Below are 16274 nucleotides of genomic sequence, written 5' to 3'. Positions count from 1 at the left end.
TTCCTCACTGCTCCTTGCCCTGCGCCTGGATCGCCGTGATGGCCACGGTGTTGACGATGTCCTGGACGAGCGCGCCGCGCGACAGGTCGTTGACCGGTTTGCGCAGGCCCTGGAGCACCGGCCCGACCGCCACCGCGCCCGCCGAGCGCTGCACCGCCTTGTACGTGTTGTTGCCGGTGTTCAGGTCCGGGAAGACCAGCACCGTCGCCCGGCCCGCCACCTCCGAGCCCGGCAGCTTCGTCGCGGCGACGCTCGGCTCCACCGCTGCGTCGTACTGGATGGGGCCCTCGATCCGCAGGTCCGGCCGGCTCGCCCGGACCCGCTCCGTCGCCTCGCGCACCTTGTCGACGTCGGCTCCCGAGCCCGAGGTGCCCGTCGAGTACGAGAGCATCGCGATCCGGGGATCCACCCCGAACCGGGCGGCGGTGGCGGCCGACTGCACCGCGATGTCGGCGAGCTGCTCCGCGTCCGGGTCCGGGTTGACCGCGCAGTCCCCGTACACCAGCACCTTGTCGGCCAGGCACATGAAGAAGACCGAGGAGACGATCGACGCCTCCTCCTTCGTCTTGATGATCTCGAACGCCGGGCGGATCGTCGCCGCCGTGGAGTGCACGGCCCCGGAGACCATGCCGTCGGCCAGCCCCTCCTGGACCATCAGGGTGCCGAAGTAGTTGACGTCCGCGACGACGTCGTACGCCAGCTCCACCGTGACCCCGCGGTGCGCGCGCAGCTCGGCGTACCGCTCGGCGAACGTACGGCGCAGCTCGGAGCGCTGGGGGTCGAGGATCTGGGTGCCGGCCAGGTCGATGCCGAGGTCGGCGGCCTTCTTGCGGATGAGGTCGGGCTCGCCGAGGAGGGTCAGCTCGCAGACGTCGCGCCGCAGCAGTACGTCGGCGGCGCGCAGCACCCGTTCCTCGGTGCCCTCCGGCAGGACCACCCGGCGGCGGTCGGCGCGGGCCTGCTCCAGCAGCTCGTGCTCGAACATCATCGGGGTGACCCGGCCGCTGCGGGCCACCGAGATCCGCTCCAGCAGCGCCGAGGTGTCCACATGGCGCTCGAAGAGGCCGAGCGCGGTCTCCGCCTTGCGGGGCGTCGCGGCGTTCAGCTTGCCCTCCAGGGCGAAGAGCCGGCCCGCCGTGGGGAAGGATCCGCCGGCCACCGACACGACCGGGGTGCCCGGTGCGAGTCGCGCGGCCAGCGTGAGTATCTCCTCGCCGGGGCGCTCGTCCAGCGTCAGCAGCACCCCCGCTATGGGCGGGGTGCCCGCGCTGTGCGCGGCGAGCGAGCCGACGACCAGGTCCGCCCGGTCCCCGGGCGCCACGACCAGGCAGCCCGGCGTCAGCGCCTTCAGCAGGTTGGGCAGCATCGCGCCGCCGAAGACGAAGTCCAGCGCGTCCCGGGCGAGCCCCGAGTCGTCGCCGAGCAGCACCGTACCGTCGAGCGCCGCGGTGATCTGGGCGACGGTCGGGGCGGAGAGCGCCGCGTCGTCGGGCAGCACCGAGCAGAGGACGGGCAGGGTGGCGGTCAGCCGGTCCGCGATGGCGTCGCGGTCCTCCGCCGCCACCCGGTTCACCACCATCGCGATGACGTCGCAGCCCAGCCCGGCGTACGCCCGGAAGGCGTTGCGGGTCTCGGCCCGCACCGACTCGGCGGTCTGGCCCTTCCCGCCCACCACCGCGATCACCGAGGCGCCGAACTCGTTGGCCAGGCGGGCGTTGAGCGCCAGCTCGTCGGGGAGCTGGGTGGCGGCGAAGTCGGTGCCGAGGACCAGCACCACCTCGTACTTCTGGGCCACCTGGTGGAACCGGTCGACGAGCTGGGAGACCAGCTCGTCGGTGCCCTGCTCGGCCTGGAGGGCGGACGCCTCGTGGTAGTCGAGCCCGTAGGCCGAATCGGGGTCCTGGGGGAGGCGGTAGCGGGAACGCAGCAGCTCGAAGAGCCGGTCGGGTCCGTCGTGCACGAGCGGGCGGAAGACGCCGACCCGGTCCACCTGACGCGTCAGGAGCTCCATGACACCCAGATCGACGACCTGCCGGCCGTCTCCCCGGTCGATCCCGGTCACGTACACGCTGCGCGTCACGCGTGCTCTCCCGTCGGTCCGTGGTTTGGGATGGTATTGCCATGTTGACGATACCCGCGGGCCCCGATCCGCCGCCCGCCGGGAGAACCGGTCCCGGAGCGGCCGGGGAAGCGGCCCGGGAGTCCCCGGGGAGCGGCCCCGGGGGAGCCGCCGGGCAGCCGGGGACGCAAGGTCCAGACCTCTCGTGGGACAATCGTCGTGGCTCAGGGCAAGGGGGGCGGCTTGGACGGCCCCTCCGCGCGGCACGGCCCTAGGGGGTGTCTGACAAATGCCTGCGGCGTCGCGGGGTCCGGCACGCACGCTCGCGGCGTTGCCGAACCGCCCACGTGGCTCCGCCACGCAGACGCCCCGGCGCCTTGCGATCGCACGCACCGGACCCCGCTCCTTCACCCGCACTCATTTATCAGACACCCCCTAGTGAGCAGGAGACACAGCACGATGCGCATCGGAATTCTCACCGCAGGCGGCGACTGCCCGGGCCTGAACGCAGTGATCCGCTCGGTCGTGCACCGTGCCGTGGTGGGCCACGGGGACGAGGTCATCGGCTTCGAGGACGGGTTCAAGGGGCTTCTCGACGGCCACTTCCGCCCCCTCGACCTCAACGCCGTGAGCGGCATCCTGGCCCGTGGCGGCACCATCCTCGGCTCGGCCCGCCTGGAGCGCGACCGGCTCCGCGAGGCCGCCGAGAACTGCGCCGAGCTGAGCCGCCGTTACGGCATGGACGCGCTGATCCCGATCGGCGGCGAGGGCACCCTGACCGCCGCCCGGATGCTGTCGGACGCCGGGATGCCCGTCGTGGGCGTCCCCAAGACCATCGACAACGACATCTCCGCCACCGACCGCACCTTCGGCTTCGACACCGCGGTGGGCGTCGCCACCGACGCCATAGACCGCCTCAAGACCACCGCCGAGTCGCACCAGCGGGTCATGGTCGTCGAGGTGATGGGCCGCCACGCGGGCTGGATCGCGCTGGAGTCCGGCATGGCCGGCGGCGCCCACGGCATCTGTCTGCCCGAGCGCCGCTTCGAGGTCGACGACCTGGTGAAGATGGTCGAGGAGCGCTTCGCGCGCGGCAAGAAGTTCGCGGTCATCTGCGTGGCCGAGGGCGCCCACCCGGCCGAGGGCTCCATGCCGTACGCCAAGGGCGAGATCGACCAGTACGGCCACGAGCGGTTCCAGGGCATCGGCAACCGGCTGGCCATCGAGCTGGAGAAGCGGCTCGGCAAGGAGGCCCGGCCGGTCATTCTCGGCCATGTGCAGCGGGGCGGCACGCCGACCGCGTACGACCGGGTGCTCGCCACCCGCTTCGGCTGGCACGCGGTCGAGGCCGCCCACCGGGGCGACTTCGGCCGGATGACGGCGCTGCGCGGCACGGACATCGTGATGGTGCCGCTCGCCGACGCGATCACGCAGCTCAAGACCGTTCCGCTGAACCGGATGGAGGAGGCCGAGTCGGTCTTCTGACCCCACCCGTACGCCGGCGCGCCGCCCCGTACCGGCCGAGCGGCTCCGACCGTCCCCCCGTGGACGGTCGGAGCCGCTCGGCGTTCCCCCGGCAGCGGCGCCCGCCGTGGACGGCCGGTCCGGAGCGGGGCGCGGTGCCGGAAACACTCTTGAGCAGCCGGGTCCGGTCGACAAGGCTTGCCCTTGTCCCGGACATGTCCCAGTCCTGTCCGGGCACGAAACCCGGGGGAAGGGCGCGGCGGATGGCGGTCGAGGAGCGGGGGCCGGACCCTCGGCGAGCGCGCGACGCTTCCGAGTTCGCCGCCCTGCTGCGGGCGCTCAAGGACGCCTCCGGGCTGACCTTCCGAGAACTGGCCCAGCGTGCCGAGGCGGCCGGTGACGTGCTGCCGCGCTCCACGATCGCCAACATGCTGGCCCGTAACTCCGTCCCGCGCGAGGAGCTGCTCGCCGCCTTCGTCCGCGCCTGCGGCCCCGGCCCCGACGGGGTACGGGACTGGCTCGCGGTACGCGCGGAGCTCGCCGCGCACGGGCATCGCACCGCAACGGGGGACGCACCGGCGGCCCCCGCCGGGGAGCCGCCCGCCGGGGCGCTCTCCGGCGAGCCGCCGACCGTGCCGCTCCCCGTCCCGGCCGCGCCCCGGCGCCGTACCCGTGTCCTGGCGGCGGTCGTCCTCGCGGCCGCGGTGCTCGCCGCCGGAGTCACCGCCGCCGTGCTCGTACCGGACGGCGGCCGGGGTGGTGACCGGGACGGCGACCGGGTGAAGGGCCCCGCGAACGGTCCGGTCGCCGGGCGGGAGGTGCGGCTGCGCTCCGTCCACTCCGGGTTCTGCTTCTCCGAGGAACGGGGAACGGACCGGGGGTGGCTGTACCAGGTGCCGTGCGGGCGGGAGACGGCCCCCGTCTTCTCGCTCCGGCCGCTCGGCGATGAGACCTGGCGGATCGCGACCGACCATCCGGACTACGGGAAGGGCTGCACCGGCGTCATCGACGGGGCACCCGACGCCGGGGCCCCGCTCCAGGACCAGGAGTGCGGTCTGCGGGGCAGGGCGGAGGAGTTCCTGATCCGGCCCGCGGGCACCCCGGCCGAGGGCTACCGCATCGTTCCCGCCCACACCCGGCTCTGCGTCGGCACGGAGGACCGGAGCGCGGAGCGCGGCGCCAAGCTGGTACAGATGAGCTGCGAGGGGCCGGACCGGGGCACGGTGTTCTCCTTCGACCCGGTGTGACCCTCCGGGCGGGTCCGGCGGACGCGGTCTCACCCCTTCGGGCCGGGTGCCTCCGCCGCCCGCCAGAACCGCTCCAGCACCGTCGCCAGGAACTCCCGCCCCGCGTCGCCCGACGCCCCGGACCGCTCCTCGCCGGTACTGCTCCAGCTCAGCGTCGACACCATCAGCGACTGGTAGTCGGAGTGCAGCTCCTCCAGCACGTCCTGGAGGAAGCCGCGCTCCAGCGGCACCAGCTTCGCCACCGCCCGCAGCTGCGCCTGCCACCGCGTGGTCACCGCGGCCCGCAGCGCCTGGGCCAGCTCCTCGTCCCGGCCGCACACCGACACGAAACCGGCCGGTGTCAGCCCCAGCGCCTCGGTGAGCGCCGCCGACTGGCGCTCGTTGCCGCGCCAGCGCCCGGCCTCCTCCATCCGCAGATACGCGGAGGTGCCCATTCCCACCAGCCGGGCCAGCTCCTCCGCGCTCAGCCGCCGCGCCGTCCGGTGCTCCCGCAGAGTGCGGGCGGCGGTGAGGAGTTCGTCCGGGGAGCACCACAACACCCCGGCCAGCGCCGTGAGTTCGTACGCGCTCGGCACGGCCTGGCCGCGTTCCCAGGCGACCACCGTCCCGGTGTCGATCCGGAGCCCGTACTGGGCCGCGAGACCGTACGCGACATGGCCGGGAAGCATCCCCAGGGCCTCGCGCAGCCGGCGCGCGGCGGGGGCGTCGAAGGGGGGTGAGGGGAGCACGGTCCCACCGTAGGAGTCAAGGAACGGCATGACTACGGTGTGTTCCACCGATATCCAGGAATCATAGGATCCTCCTAGAGGATTCCTTCCCGGGAGAACCTCGGCCGGAATACGCCTCTTCGCGGTTTCACCGGCCGGGCGAGACTGGGGGCATGCGGGGGATCGGTACGAGTTCCGACGCGTCGGCGCACGGCACGGTGCGGGTGCGCGACGTGGTGCGTGACGTGGTGGCCGAGGTGGCTCCGGAGGAGTCGCCCGTCGTCGAGGGGCTGGCCCGGTTCGACGACGCGGCCGTCGTGCGGCTGCTCGCAAGACGCGGAGGCCGCCGCGAGCCGCTCGGTTTCGGCCTCGGCGAGATCGCGGTGATCGCCACGCCGGTGGTGTGGCTGGTGGTGGACCAGACGGCACAGCAGCTCGGGAGCGTCGTCGCGGGCGGGGTGACCGCCGGGATCCGCTCGCTGCTGGGCAGGATGCGGCGACGGCCGGGCGCCGAGGCGACCGTTCCGCCGCTGACGTCCGATCAGCTCGCCGAGGTCCACCGGCAGGTACGGGAAGCGGCCACCGGGCGGGGCTTCGAGCGGGAGCGTGCCGAGATCCTCGCGGACGCGGTGCTGGCCCGGCTGACGCTCCGCCCGGCACGACCGGAACCGGAGACGGACGGGGACGGTCCGGCGGACGGCGGGGCCGACGGCGCCCCGCCCGACGGCGGCGACCGCCCGCGGGAGTAGCGGGTGACGGGCGCACCGGCCCGGCCGGTGGGGCAACCGGTCGGCGCGGGCACGACCATGCGGTTCGTGCTGCTGGCCGTGCTGGTGCTGGTGACCAGCGGCCTGATGCTGCTGTACATGGCCTTCTGGTGGTTCTCGGGGGCCGAGTCGTACAAGTGCGACCTCGCGGCAGGCGTGGACGCCGAGCACATGTCCGACTTGGAGCTGCTGATCACGCGCTCCAGCCAGTGGGTCGCGTACCGGAACTGCCAGCTCGCGCACGCCCGGCCGCCGTCGTGGTGGATCCCCCTGCTGTGGCTGGGAATCCTGGCCCTGGTGGCCGTCGCGCTCTTCCTCTGGCTGCCGGTGTGGAAGGCGCGGCGCGGGCGGGTGGTGGAGCTGGCGGAGATCGACGGGAGTCGTGCGGTCCGCGACGACCTGGCGGAGGTCGCCGCGCGGGCCGGGCTGGAGCGACTGCCGCGCGTCGTGGTCGACCCGTCGGTGCTCTCCGTCGGCGCCGTGGTCTTCGGCCGCAACCGCCGTCCGGTGCTCTGCCTGTACGGGGGGCTCCTCGCCCTCAGGGCCCGGGATCCCGGGGCGTTCAAGGCGGTGCTGCTGCACGAGTTCGCCCACATCCGCAACGGGGACGTGACCCTCACCTACGCGACGGTCGCGCTGTGGCGGGTCTTCCTGTTCCTGGTCGCGCCGCCCTACCTGGTGGGCATCGGCATGTACCTGTACCTCCAGAACCGCTCGGGCGGCTCCCTGTGGGCCGTGCCGGTGCGCAGCGTCATCCAGTTCCTCGCTCTGGTGGCGCTGATGTACCTGGCGCGCTCGGACGTCCTGCGCAGCCGGGAGATCCATGCCGACCGCGCCGCGGTGCGCTGGGGCGCGGACTTCGGCGGCTGGCACGTCACGGAGGCGCCCGCCCCCGGCGGCGCGCTGCGCCGCCGGCTCGCCTCCTTCGCCGTGCTGTGGCGCTCCCACCCGCGGTGGGAACTCCGCCGGGGCGCGCTGACCGACTCCGGCCCGGTGTACGCGGTCCCGGCGCTGCCCATGTTCCTCACCGGGGCCGCGACCGTCCTGATCAACTCCCAGCTGTCGCTGGCCCTTCGGCCGTACCTGGAGCTGTCCGCCGCGCCGATCGCGCAGGCGGTGGCCCTGGCCGCGGCGGGCCTGGTCGCCGGGGTGGTCGGCGTCACGCTCTGGCGGGCGGTGATCCACGCGGTGCTGACCGGCCGCCGCCCGCCCTCCGGGCTCCGGGCCGGGCTGTGGCTGGGGGCCGGGATGGCGGTGGGCACGCTGCTCTCCGGGCAGGGCACGATCGAGCAGTTCTTCCCCAGCCGGAACGCGCTGCTCCTGCTCTTCCTGCTCGGCGGGCCCGCGTTCACCTGGTGGACCGCGCAGGTGGCCCGGCTCTGGGTCACGGCCTGGCGGGGACGAACGATCCGGGTCGCCCTGGTGGTGAGCCTGGCGGCGGGCGGACTGGCGCTGGCCCAGTGGTTCGGGTGGTGGTACGGGAGCGGCGCACCGCTCGCGACCGGCTGGTGGTACGAGGCCGAGGGGATGCGGCAGCGGCTGGAGCAGCTGTACCCCGGACCTGCCGCGGACCACGCCACGATGCTCTCCGGGATCGGCGTCGTCTTCCCCCTGGTCCTCAACACCAACGCGCTGCCGCTCTCCGCCGTCGCCGTCGCCGGGCTGTGGCTCGTGCCGCTGGCGGCCTGGATACCGGGGCGCACCGCCGCCACGCCGTGGACGCGTACCGCCGCCGCCGACATCGAGGGCGCGACGGAGCCGCCCGCGTGCCGCCCGCCCCGGCTGCGCGGCGCGCTGCTGACCGGACTGTCCTGCGGCCTGGCCGCCTGCGCCGCAGTGGTGACCGTGCTGGTGCTGCCCGGCACGGGGGCGTCGGGGGCGGCCACCGAGGGAGGCAGCCTTCCGGCGCTGCTCTTCCTCGCGTGGACGTACCTCGCCCTGGTCGCGGCGGCGGCGACGGCCGCCGCGATCGTCTCCGTACGCGCCCGCCAGTACCGCCTGCCCGTCGCGCTGATCGCGGCCCACACCGCGGCCCTGGTGGGGGCGGCCGGGGTGCTGGTGCTGCTCCTCTCCGACGGCTGCGTCGACGGGCTGCGCCTCCTGGAGCCCTCCTCCTGCGCCTGGCAGCCCGCTCGGCTGACGTTCTGGCTCGATCTGCACATCACACTGGACTTCGCGCTGATGACCGTCACCGTCGCCGCCGTCGCGGTGGCCGCGGCGGTGTCGGCGGTGCGCCGCGTTCCCGCGCTCCGGCGGCGACCGCGCCGGGCCGCCGGTCCGGGGCGCGACGGCCCGTCCGCCGTCCGCCGGGGGCCGCTCGTGGCGCTGTGCGTGGTGGCGCTGGCCGCCTCCGGGGCCGAGGCGGCGTACCGGCAGGACCGGATGCCGAGGAAGGTCACCGACTACCGCGCCGTCCAGGACGAGTTCCGGCAGGTGTCGCCCCGGGCCGGCACCGGGGCCGTCACCCCGTCGACCAGGGCGCGGCAGGTCGACGCCTGGAACGAGATCGGAGGCAAGGACCTCCTGGACCGGTTCCGCCGCGACCGGGGCAGGCTCCTCGCGATCGGACGGACCTTCGCCCGGGGCAAGGAACCGCCCTCCTACCTGTTCCGTCTCCGCCCGGTCTGCGAGAGCATCGGGCGCACCGCCGTCGACGCCAGCAGGTACTTCGGCTTTCCGGAGGCACGCGGACAGCTCGTCTGGCAGCGGTTCGTCCTCGACGCGGCCAACTCCACCCTCGACTGCCGTACGGCCATGGACCACCTGGGGGCCGCCCGCTACAAGCAGGCGGGCGCCGCGATCGGCACCACGTTCCAGAAGGCCGGTACGGCCTACCGGAGTGCCGACGCGATCGACGCCCGCACCGCGGAGATCCGGCGCGCGGCCGGCCGGTGACCGCCGCCGGTGCCGCCGTCAGCGGTTCTCGGCCACCCAGCGGTACTGCAGCTCCGGGCGCCCGATCTGGCCGTACTGGGGGCTGCGCACCGCCCGTCCCGCCGTCACCAGGTGTTCCAGGTAGCGGCGCGCGGTGATCCGTGAGATCCCCAGCGCCTCCCCGGTCGCCCCCGCCGTCACGCCGTCCGGCGCGGACCGCAGGGCGCGGGTCACCGCCTCCAGGGTGGGGCCGCTCAGCCCCTTCGGCAGCCGGGCCGGTTCGGGGGAGCGCAGGACGCCGAGCGCCCGGTCCACCTCGTCCTGGCCGCTCGCCTCCCCGGCCGCCGCCCGGAACTCCGCGTACCGCACCAGCCGGTCGCGCAGGGTCGCGAAGGTGAACGGCTTCAGCACGTACTGGACGACCCCCAGCGACACCCCCTCCCGGACCACCGCCAGATCCCGTGCCGAGGTCACCGCGATGACGTCCGCCGCGTGCCCGGCCGCCCGCAGCGCGCGCAGCAGCTGGAGGCCGTGCCCGTCGGGCAGGTACAGATCGAGCAGCAGCAGGTCCACCGGGGTGCGCTCCAGCGCCCGTACCGCCTCCGCCCGCGAACGCGCGACGGCTGCCACCGCGAAGCCGGGGACCCGCTCCACGTACATCCGGTGGGCGTCCGCCGCCACCGGATCGTCCTCGACGACCAGTACCCGGATCATGCCGTGGCCTCCTTCGCGTCCGGTGCGGGTGCGGGGCGGGCCGCGCCGGTCAGCGGCAGCCGTACGGTGAACCGCGCCCCGCCGTCCGGTCCCGCGTCCAGCACCACCGTCCCGCCGTTGCGGTGCACCGCCTGCCGGACGAGCGCGAGGCCGATGCCCCGGCCGGTGCCGTGCGTCGACCAGCCCCGGTCGAACACCTCGGCGGCGTCCTCGGGGGCGATCCCGGCCCCGGTGTCGGCGACCCGCAGCAGCAGTTCGCCCTCCTCGGTGAGCGCGGTGACGGTGACCCGGGCGCGCCCGGCCCGGCCGCCACCGCCGTCCGGCCCGCGCTGGGCGGGTACGGCGCCGGGCGCACCGGTCGCCGCTTCCGAGGCCGCGTCCACCGCGTTGTCGATCAGGTTGCCGAGGACCGTCACCAGGTCCCGCTGCGGGAGCGTCGCGGGCAGCGCGCCGTCGTCGATCAGGCTGTCGTCGGCGAGCACCAGCTCCACCCCGCGCTCGTTCGCCTGGGCCGCCTTGCCGAGCAGCAGCGCGGCCAGCACCGGTTCACCGACCGCGCCCACCACCCGGTCGGTGAGCGCCTGGGCCAGCTCCAGTTCGGCGGTGGCGAAGCCCACCGCCTCCTCGGCCCGGCCCAGTTCGATCAGCGAGACGACGGTGTGCAGCCGGTTCGCCGCCTCGTGGGCCTGCGAGCGCAGCGCCTGGGTGAACCCCCGCTCGGAGTCCAACTCTCCGGACAGCGCCTGGAGTTCGGTGTGGTCGCGCAGGGTCACGACGGTGCCGCGCCGCTCCCCGCCGACCACCGGGCGGGTGTTGACCACGATCACCCGGTCCGCCGTGAGATGCAGTTCGTCGACCCGCTCCCCGTCCGCCAGCAGCGCCCCGGTCAGCGGGGCGGGCAGCGCCAGTTCGTCGACCCGCCGCCCCACCGCCCCCGGCGCCAGCCCCAGCAGCTCCCGGCCCGCGTCGTTGATCAGCGCGATCCGGCGCCGCCCGTCGAGCATCAGCAGCCCCTCACGGACCGCGTGCAGGGTGGCCTGGTGGTAGTCGTGCAGCCGGCTCAGCTCGGCGGCGTTCATCCCATGGGTGTGGCGCCGCAGCCGGGCGTTGATCACGTACGTGCCGATCCCGCCGAGGGCGAGCGCCCCGCCCGCCGCCAGTGCCAGCGCCCCGAGCTGTTCCCGTACCTGCGAGGAGACCCGGTCCACGGTGATGCCCGCGCTGACCAGGCCGACGACCCGGCCACCGTCCCGGACCGGGGTGACGACCCGGATCGACGGGCCGAGCGTGCCGGTGTACGTCTCGGTGAACGTCTCCCCGCGCAGCGCCCGCGCGGTGTGCCCGAGGAACTTCTCGCCGATCCGGCCGGTGTCCGGGTGCGTCCAGCGGACCCGGTCCGGGGACATGATCGTGACGAACGCGATCCCGGTGTCCGCACGGACCCGCTCCGCGTAGGGCTGGAGCACGGCGGACGGGTCCGGGGTGCGGATCGCCTCCCGTACGGACGGCGAGTCGGCGACCGACAGCGCGGCCGCCCGCACCTGCTTGGCCGCCGTCTCCTTCGCCTGCCCGCTGCCGGAGGCGTACGCGAAGAACGCGCACCCCGCCACCACCGCCGTCATCAGCACCACCTGCATGGCGAAGAGCTGGCCGGCGAGGCTGCGCGGACGGGTACGGGGGAGACGCATGGCCCCAGTGTGCCTGGCCGAAAACCGGTGAACTAAATGCACGCAACGGTGACCGGCGTCACAGGGAGCGAGATATTCGCCGGGGGTTTTTCCGGCCCGGACCGTCGGAGCAGCCCTTGCGCCCCCAGGGACGGGGGAGTGACCCGGACGAGCCGAGGAGAATTCCCGTGGGAGTGGCAGCCGCCAGGCGGGACCGCACGCACTATCTGTATCTGGCCGTGATCGCGGCCGTGGCGCTCGGCATCCTGGTGGGCTTCGCGGCCCCGGGTGTCGCCGTCGAACTGAAGCCGATCGGTACCGGCTTCGTGAACCTGATCAAGATGATGATCTCGCCGATCATCTTCTGCACGATCGTGCTGGGCGTCGGCTCGGTCCGCAAGGCCGCCAAGGTCGGCGCGGTCGGCGGCCTCGCCCTCGGCTACTTCCTGGTGATGTCGACCGTCGCGCTCGGCATCGGCCTGCTCGTCGGCAACCTCCTGGAGCCCGGCCAGGGCCTCCACCTCACCGATGCCGTGCGTGCCGCGGGCGAGAAGCAGGCGGCCGGGGCGAGCGAGTCCACCGCGGACTTCCTGCTCGGCATCATCCCGACCACGATCGTCTCCGCCTTCACCCAGGGCGAGGTCCTCCAGACCCTGCTGGTCGCCCTGCTCGCGGGCTTCGCGCTCCAGGCCATGGGCGCGGCCGGTGAGCCGGTGCTGCGCGGCATCGGCCACATCCAGCGGCTCGTCTTCCGCATCCTCGCCATGATCATGTGGGCAGCCCCGGTCGGCGCCTTCGGCGCGATGGCCGCGGTGGTCGGCGAGACCGGTGTCGACGCGCTGAAGTCCCTCGCCATCATCATGGTGGGCTTCTACCTCACCTGCGCGATCTTCGTCTTCGTGGTGCTCGGCACCATCCTGCGGCTGGTCGCCGGGGTCAACCTGATCTCCCTGCTGAAGTACCTGGGCCGCGAGTTCCTGCTGATCCTCTCCACGTCCTCCTCCGAGTCCGCCCTGCCGCGGCTCATCGCGAAGATGGAGCACCTGGGCGTCAGCCGCCCGGTCGTCGGCATCACCGTGCCGACCGGCTACTCCTTCAACCTCGACGGCACCGCGATCTACCTCACGATGTCCTCGCTCTTCATCGCCAACGCGATGGGCGACCCGCTGAGCGCCGGCGAGCAGATCTCGCTGCTGCTCTTCATGATCGTCGCCTCGAAGGGGGCCGCCGGGGTCACCGGCGCGGGCCTGGCCACCCTCGCGGGCGGCCTCCAGTCGCACCGCCCCGGCCTGGTCGACGGCGTCGGCCTGATCGTCGGCATCGACCGCTTCATGAGCGAGGCCCGCGCCCTGACGAACTTCGCGGGCAACGCCGTGGCCACCGTCCTGGTCGGCACCTGGACCAAGGAGATCGACAAGGAGCGGGTGGACCAGGTCCTCTCCGGGGCCCTCCCCTGGAACGAGCAGATGCTCGCCCAGGAGGGCGAGGCCGACGCCGCCGACGTACCGGCGCCCCGCGAGGCCGAGGCCGCCACGACCAAGGCGTAGCCGCCTTCCGGACCACGACGGCCGGGGCCGGCACGGACGATTCCGTGCCGGCCCCGGCCGCTGCCGTTTGCCTTGACGCCGACGTCAAGGTCTACCGTCAAGGACATGCGAATCGGGGAACTCGCCGAACGGGCCGGTACGACCACGCGGACGCTGCGCTACTACGAGTCGCGCGGACTGCTGCCCGCGCGCCGCACCGGCAACGGCTACCGCGACTACGACGAGGACGACCTCAGGCTCGTCCAGCAGATCCGGACCCTCCAGGACTTCGGGTTCGGGCTGGAGGAGACCCGGCCGTTCGTCGAGTGCCTGCGCGCCGGCCACCCGGCCGGTGACGCCTGCCCCGCCTCGCTCGCGGTCTACCGCAGCAAGCTCGGCGAACTCGACGCGCTGATCGAGCAGCTCCGCACCGTACGCGACCAGGTCGGCGCCCAGCTCGCCCGCGCCGAGCTGGAAGCGTCCGCCGAGCTGCCCGGCGGACCGGAACCCCGTTGTGAACTTGGAGGATGACAGATGATCCACACCGCACAGGGCGTCGCGGAAGTCACCGACGCCACATTCGAGGAGCGGGTGCTCGCGGCCGGGCTCCCCGTCCTGGTCGAGTTCACCGCCGACTGGTGCGGCCCGTGCCGCCAGCTGGCCCCGGTGCTCTCGGCCGTCGCCGCCGAACTGGCCGGACGGATGGAGATCGTCCAGCTCGACATCGACACCAGCACCGCCACCGCCGCCCGCTACGCCGTTCTGTCGGCGCCCACCCTGATCGTCTTCCGCGACGGCGAACCCGTACGGCAGATGGTCGGCGCCCGGCCCCGGCGCAAGCTCCTGGCGGAACTGGAGGAGGTGCTGGCCGGGGAGGGCTGAGCGGGACCGACTCCGTCCGTCGCCTTCCCCACGTGCTCGCGGCCGTCAACCGCCCTCCTCCCCGTCGGCGAGACGGCGACGCCACCACAGGTCGGGGCGCCACTGCCGATGACGGGCGAAGGGATCGGGCAGGGTGCGCCGGAGGTAGACGGCGTCCAGGGAGGCCACGCGGTGTCCCAGCTCCACGCGGGGGCGGTCAGGCAGTCTCCGCAGGACCAGTTCGAGCACGTCGCGTGCGTGGCGCACATCGTCGAAGGAACACCCGGCGCATGGGCACCGCGCGTATCGCGGGTAGAGAGCGCCATGTCCCGGCCGTGCCAGGAACGCCCGGTACCGTCGCAACGCGTGTTCCGTGGCACCGGGGTAGACGTAGTACTCGTCGGAAGCCCACTCCACCCGGTGAATCGCGAGGCTGGTGCGGGCGGAGAGCCCGGGAACCCGGTCCGGGGACAGCTCCTCCCAGACACGAGGGCCACATCGTTGGGCACGCAACGTGCCCGGCCGGCTACGCGGCATCGGCCTTTCGGTATACGGTCATGGACGTCATCATGCCAGCCTCCCTGTCCCTGCCGGAACGGTGCGTCAGGAGTTGCTGACGACGTCGGAACGAGAGCCTGAAATCGCGCGCGGGGGCGGCGCCCGGTGGTGTCACGGAGCGCCTTCTCCGCGCGGCCGTCCGCTCGGCGGACCTTCGACCGAGGAGCACCTTGTCGAGTTCGAGCTTCCCGCCGGTACGGGCACTGGGGCGCGGCGCGGGCTGGTACCGCGGGGACTGCCATGTCCACTCCGTCCACTCGGACGGAGAGCTCACTCCTGAAGAGTTGGTACTGCGGGCCCGGACCGCCGGGCTCGACTTCATTGCGACGACGGAGCACAACGCTGCCGCGGCCCCCGATATCTGGGCGCACCTGGCTGCCGACGACTTCCTGATCGTGCTGGGCGAAGAGGTGACCACGAGGACCGGGCACTGGCTTGCGCTCGGTACCGGCCCCGGTCACGTCGTCGACTGGAACCACCAGGTCAGGGACGGGCGGATCGACCGGTGCCTGGATCAGGTCCATCGGATGGGGGGCCTGTGCGTGGCCGCGCATCCCCACGCGCCCTACCCGTCGGGCGACTTCATGTTCTCCTTCCGGGGTTTCGACGTGGTGGAGGTGTGGAACGGCCTGTGGACTTCGGACCGGCCCTGGAACGCCGACAACGAGGCCGCCCTGGCCGAGTGGGGGCGGAGCCTCGCCGCCGATGTCCGGACGGGCTCCTGGCGGCCGGCGATGGGCAACAGCGACACACACCTGGAGGGGCAGATGGGCACCCCGCACACCGTGGTCTTCTCCGAGGAGCTGAGTACCCGGGCGATCCTCGCGGGGATCGGCTCGGGCCGCAGCTGGATCGCCGAGTCGGCGGAGGTGGACGTGTCGTTCACCGCCGGTACCGGTGACCGCGTCGCCGGGGTGGGCGAACAGCTCGCGACTCACGGCGGGCGCGTCGAAGTACGGGCGGAAGTACGTGGCGTACCGGCGGCGGACATCAGCTTCCACACCGATGGCGGGAAGGTCCACCGCGCGTCGCTTCCCGGTGACGGGGCAGGCGCGGTGCGGTGGCACACGACGGCGGAGGAATCGATGTTCGTCCGCATCGAGGTCCGCCATTCCCACGGCCACATCGCCGCACTCACCAACCCGATCATCTTGATCTGACCGATCGCCCGCACGGGATGTGCGCGGACGGCAACGGTGGTCAGCGAAGACTGCCCGCTTCCGGCAGTGCATTTTGCAGCGTTCACCGGCGAGAATCCTGACGTTCTCAACAAGACCATGGAGGCTCACTCGTGAGACAGCACCGCGCAGGCCTGCTCGTCGTAGCCGCAGCTCTGACACCGGCCCTTCTCTTCACCACCCCGGCGTTCGCCGCCAGTTCGACGGCCGCGTCGGCGGCCACGCCGACGACCTCGGCGGCGACGTTCGACAAGCCGGTGGACGAGATGTCGGAGGACGAACTGCGTGCCGCGATCGCCGCCATCCTGGCGGACGAGAAGAGCGGCAGGGGAGTCGTCCGAGAAGCCAATGAGGCCCTCAACGGCACCGTGGACGACATGCGTGCCTTCTTGAAGACGGGTTACCGGCTGGCGCAGGCCGAGGACGACCGGGTTGCCATCGTCACGATTCTTGTCGGTGCGCAGAAGAATGGTGACAAGCGGGTCATCGCGGAGATCAATGGCCTTCTGGACCTCAACTCCCCCGAGGAGATGCGCGCTTGGTTGGAGACGGGTTATCGGCTGGCGCAGGCCGAGGACGACCGGGTTGCCATCGTCACGATTCTTGTCGGTGCGCAGAAGAATGGTGACAAGCGGGTCATCGCGGAGATCAA

General features: G+C 73.1%; 14 protein-coding genes. 9 read left to right on the top strand and 5 right to left on the bottom strand.

Annotation, left to right across the window (positions count from 1 at the left end):
- Positions 1–4: 4 nt before the first annotated feature.
- Positions 5–2080 (bottom strand): phosphate acetyltransferase, encoded by a 2076-nt coding sequence (pta, locus tag ACIQGQ_RS30625; protein WP_402401810.1) that lies wholly within the window; start codon positions 2078–2080, stop codon positions 5–7.
- A gap of 438 nt (positions 2081–2518) precedes the next feature.
- Between pta and ACIQGQ_RS30620 the strand changes: the two genes are divergently transcribed.
- Positions 2519–3544: an ATP-dependent 6-phosphofructokinase gene (locus tag ACIQGQ_RS30620; RefSeq protein ID WP_366297381.1), complete on the top strand. Its 1026-nt coding sequence runs from the start codon at positions 2519–2521 to the stop codon at positions 3542–3544.
- A 242-nt stretch (positions 3545–3786) separates the two neighbouring features.
- On the top strand, positions 3787–4770 hold the full coding sequence (locus tag ACIQGQ_RS30615; RefSeq protein WP_402401807.1) for a helix-turn-helix domain-containing protein: 984 nt from the start codon (positions 3787–3789) through the stop codon (positions 4768–4770).
- Positions 4771–4799: 29 nt separating this feature from the next.
- Here ACIQGQ_RS30615 and ACIQGQ_RS30610 read toward each other — a convergent pair whose 3' ends face one another.
- Positions 4800–5438 carry a helix-turn-helix domain-containing protein gene (locus tag ACIQGQ_RS30610; RefSeq protein ID WP_402401913.1) on the bottom strand — a complete coding sequence of 213 codons (639 nt, stop codon included), beginning with the start codon at positions 5436–5438 and terminating at the stop codon, positions 4800–4802.
- A 212-nt stretch (positions 5439–5650) separates the two neighbouring features.
- On the opposite strand from ACIQGQ_RS30610, the gene ACIQGQ_RS30605 reads away from it, so the two are divergent.
- Both ACIQGQ_RS30605 and ACIQGQ_RS30600 read left to right on the top strand, forming a co-directional pair.
- Positions 5651–6226 carry a hypothetical protein gene (locus tag ACIQGQ_RS30605; protein ID WP_402401804.1) on the top strand — a complete coding sequence of 192 codons (576 nt, stop codon included), beginning with the start codon at positions 5651–5653 and terminating at the stop codon, positions 6224–6226.
- A gap of 3 nt (positions 6227–6229) precedes the next feature.
- Positions 6230–9139 carry a M48 family metalloprotease gene (locus tag ACIQGQ_RS30600; protein WP_402401801.1) on the top strand — a complete coding sequence of 970 codons (2910 nt, stop codon included), beginning with the start codon at positions 6230–6232 and terminating at the stop codon, positions 9137–9139.
- Positions 9140–9157: 18 nt separating this feature from the next.
- On the opposite strand, the gene ACIQGQ_RS30595 is transcribed toward ACIQGQ_RS30600, so the two are convergent.
- Both ACIQGQ_RS30595 and ACIQGQ_RS30590 read right to left on the bottom strand, forming a co-directional pair.
- Positions 9158–9832: a response regulator gene (locus ACIQGQ_RS30595; protein ID WP_366297378.1), complete on the bottom strand. Its 675-nt coding sequence runs from the start codon at positions 9830–9832 to the stop codon at positions 9158–9160.
- The gene (locus ACIQGQ_RS30590) at positions 9829–11520 is read right to left on the bottom strand and encodes an ATP-binding protein (protein ID WP_402401798.1); all 1692 of its coding nucleotides are present in this window, start codon (positions 11518–11520) and stop codon (positions 9829–9831) included. The genes ACIQGQ_RS30595 and ACIQGQ_RS30590 overlap by 4 nt, the downstream gene beginning before the upstream one ends.
- Positions 11521–11687: 167 nt before the next feature.
- Between ACIQGQ_RS30590 and ACIQGQ_RS30585 the strand changes: the two genes are divergently transcribed.
- The 3 genes from ACIQGQ_RS30585 (at position 11688) to trxA (ending at position 13907) form a co-directional block, all read left to right on the top strand.
- Positions 11688–13046, top strand: a complete 1359-nt coding sequence (locus tag ACIQGQ_RS30585; RefSeq protein ID WP_402401795.1) for a cation:dicarboxylate symporter family transporter — start codon at positions 11688–11690, stop codon at positions 13044–13046.
- Between the two features lie 105 nt (positions 13047–13151).
- Positions 13152–13556, top strand: coding sequence for a MerR family transcriptional regulator (locus tag ACIQGQ_RS30580; RefSeq protein ID WP_402401792.1), 405 nt, complete (start codon positions 13152–13154; stop codon positions 13554–13556).
- Positions 13557–13559: 3 nt separating this feature from the next.
- A complete protein-coding gene (gene trxA, locus ACIQGQ_RS30575) occupies positions 13560–13907 on the top strand; it encodes a thioredoxin (protein WP_402401789.1) in 348 nt (115 codons plus the stop codon).
- A 45-nt stretch (positions 13908–13952) separates the two neighbouring features.
- Here the strand turns inward: trxA and ACIQGQ_RS30570 are convergent, their stop codons facing one another.
- Positions 13953–14153 (bottom strand): hypothetical protein, encoded by a 201-nt coding sequence (locus ACIQGQ_RS30570; protein ID WP_402401786.1) that lies wholly within the window; start codon positions 14151–14153, stop codon positions 13953–13955.
- A gap of 461 nt (positions 14154–14614) precedes the next feature.
- On the opposite strand from ACIQGQ_RS30570, the gene ACIQGQ_RS30565 reads away from it, so the two are divergent.
- The gene (locus ACIQGQ_RS30565) at positions 14615–15604 is read left to right on the top strand and encodes a CehA/McbA family metallohydrolase (protein ID WP_402401784.1); all 990 of its coding nucleotides are present in this window, start codon (positions 14615–14617) and stop codon (positions 15602–15604) included.
- A 131-nt stretch (positions 15605–15735) separates the two neighbouring features.
- Positions 15736–16274 (top strand): ALF repeat-containing protein (locus ACIQGQ_RS30560; RefSeq protein WP_402401780.1); only part of this gene is annotated, 539 nt, incomplete at its 3' end.

Source organism: Streptomyces sp. NPDC092952, from assembly GCF_044754785.1.
Lineage (GTDB): Bacteria > Actinomycetota > Actinomycetes > Streptomycetales > Streptomycetaceae > Streptomyces.
This window is presented reverse-complemented; position numbering and strand designations above follow the sequence as displayed.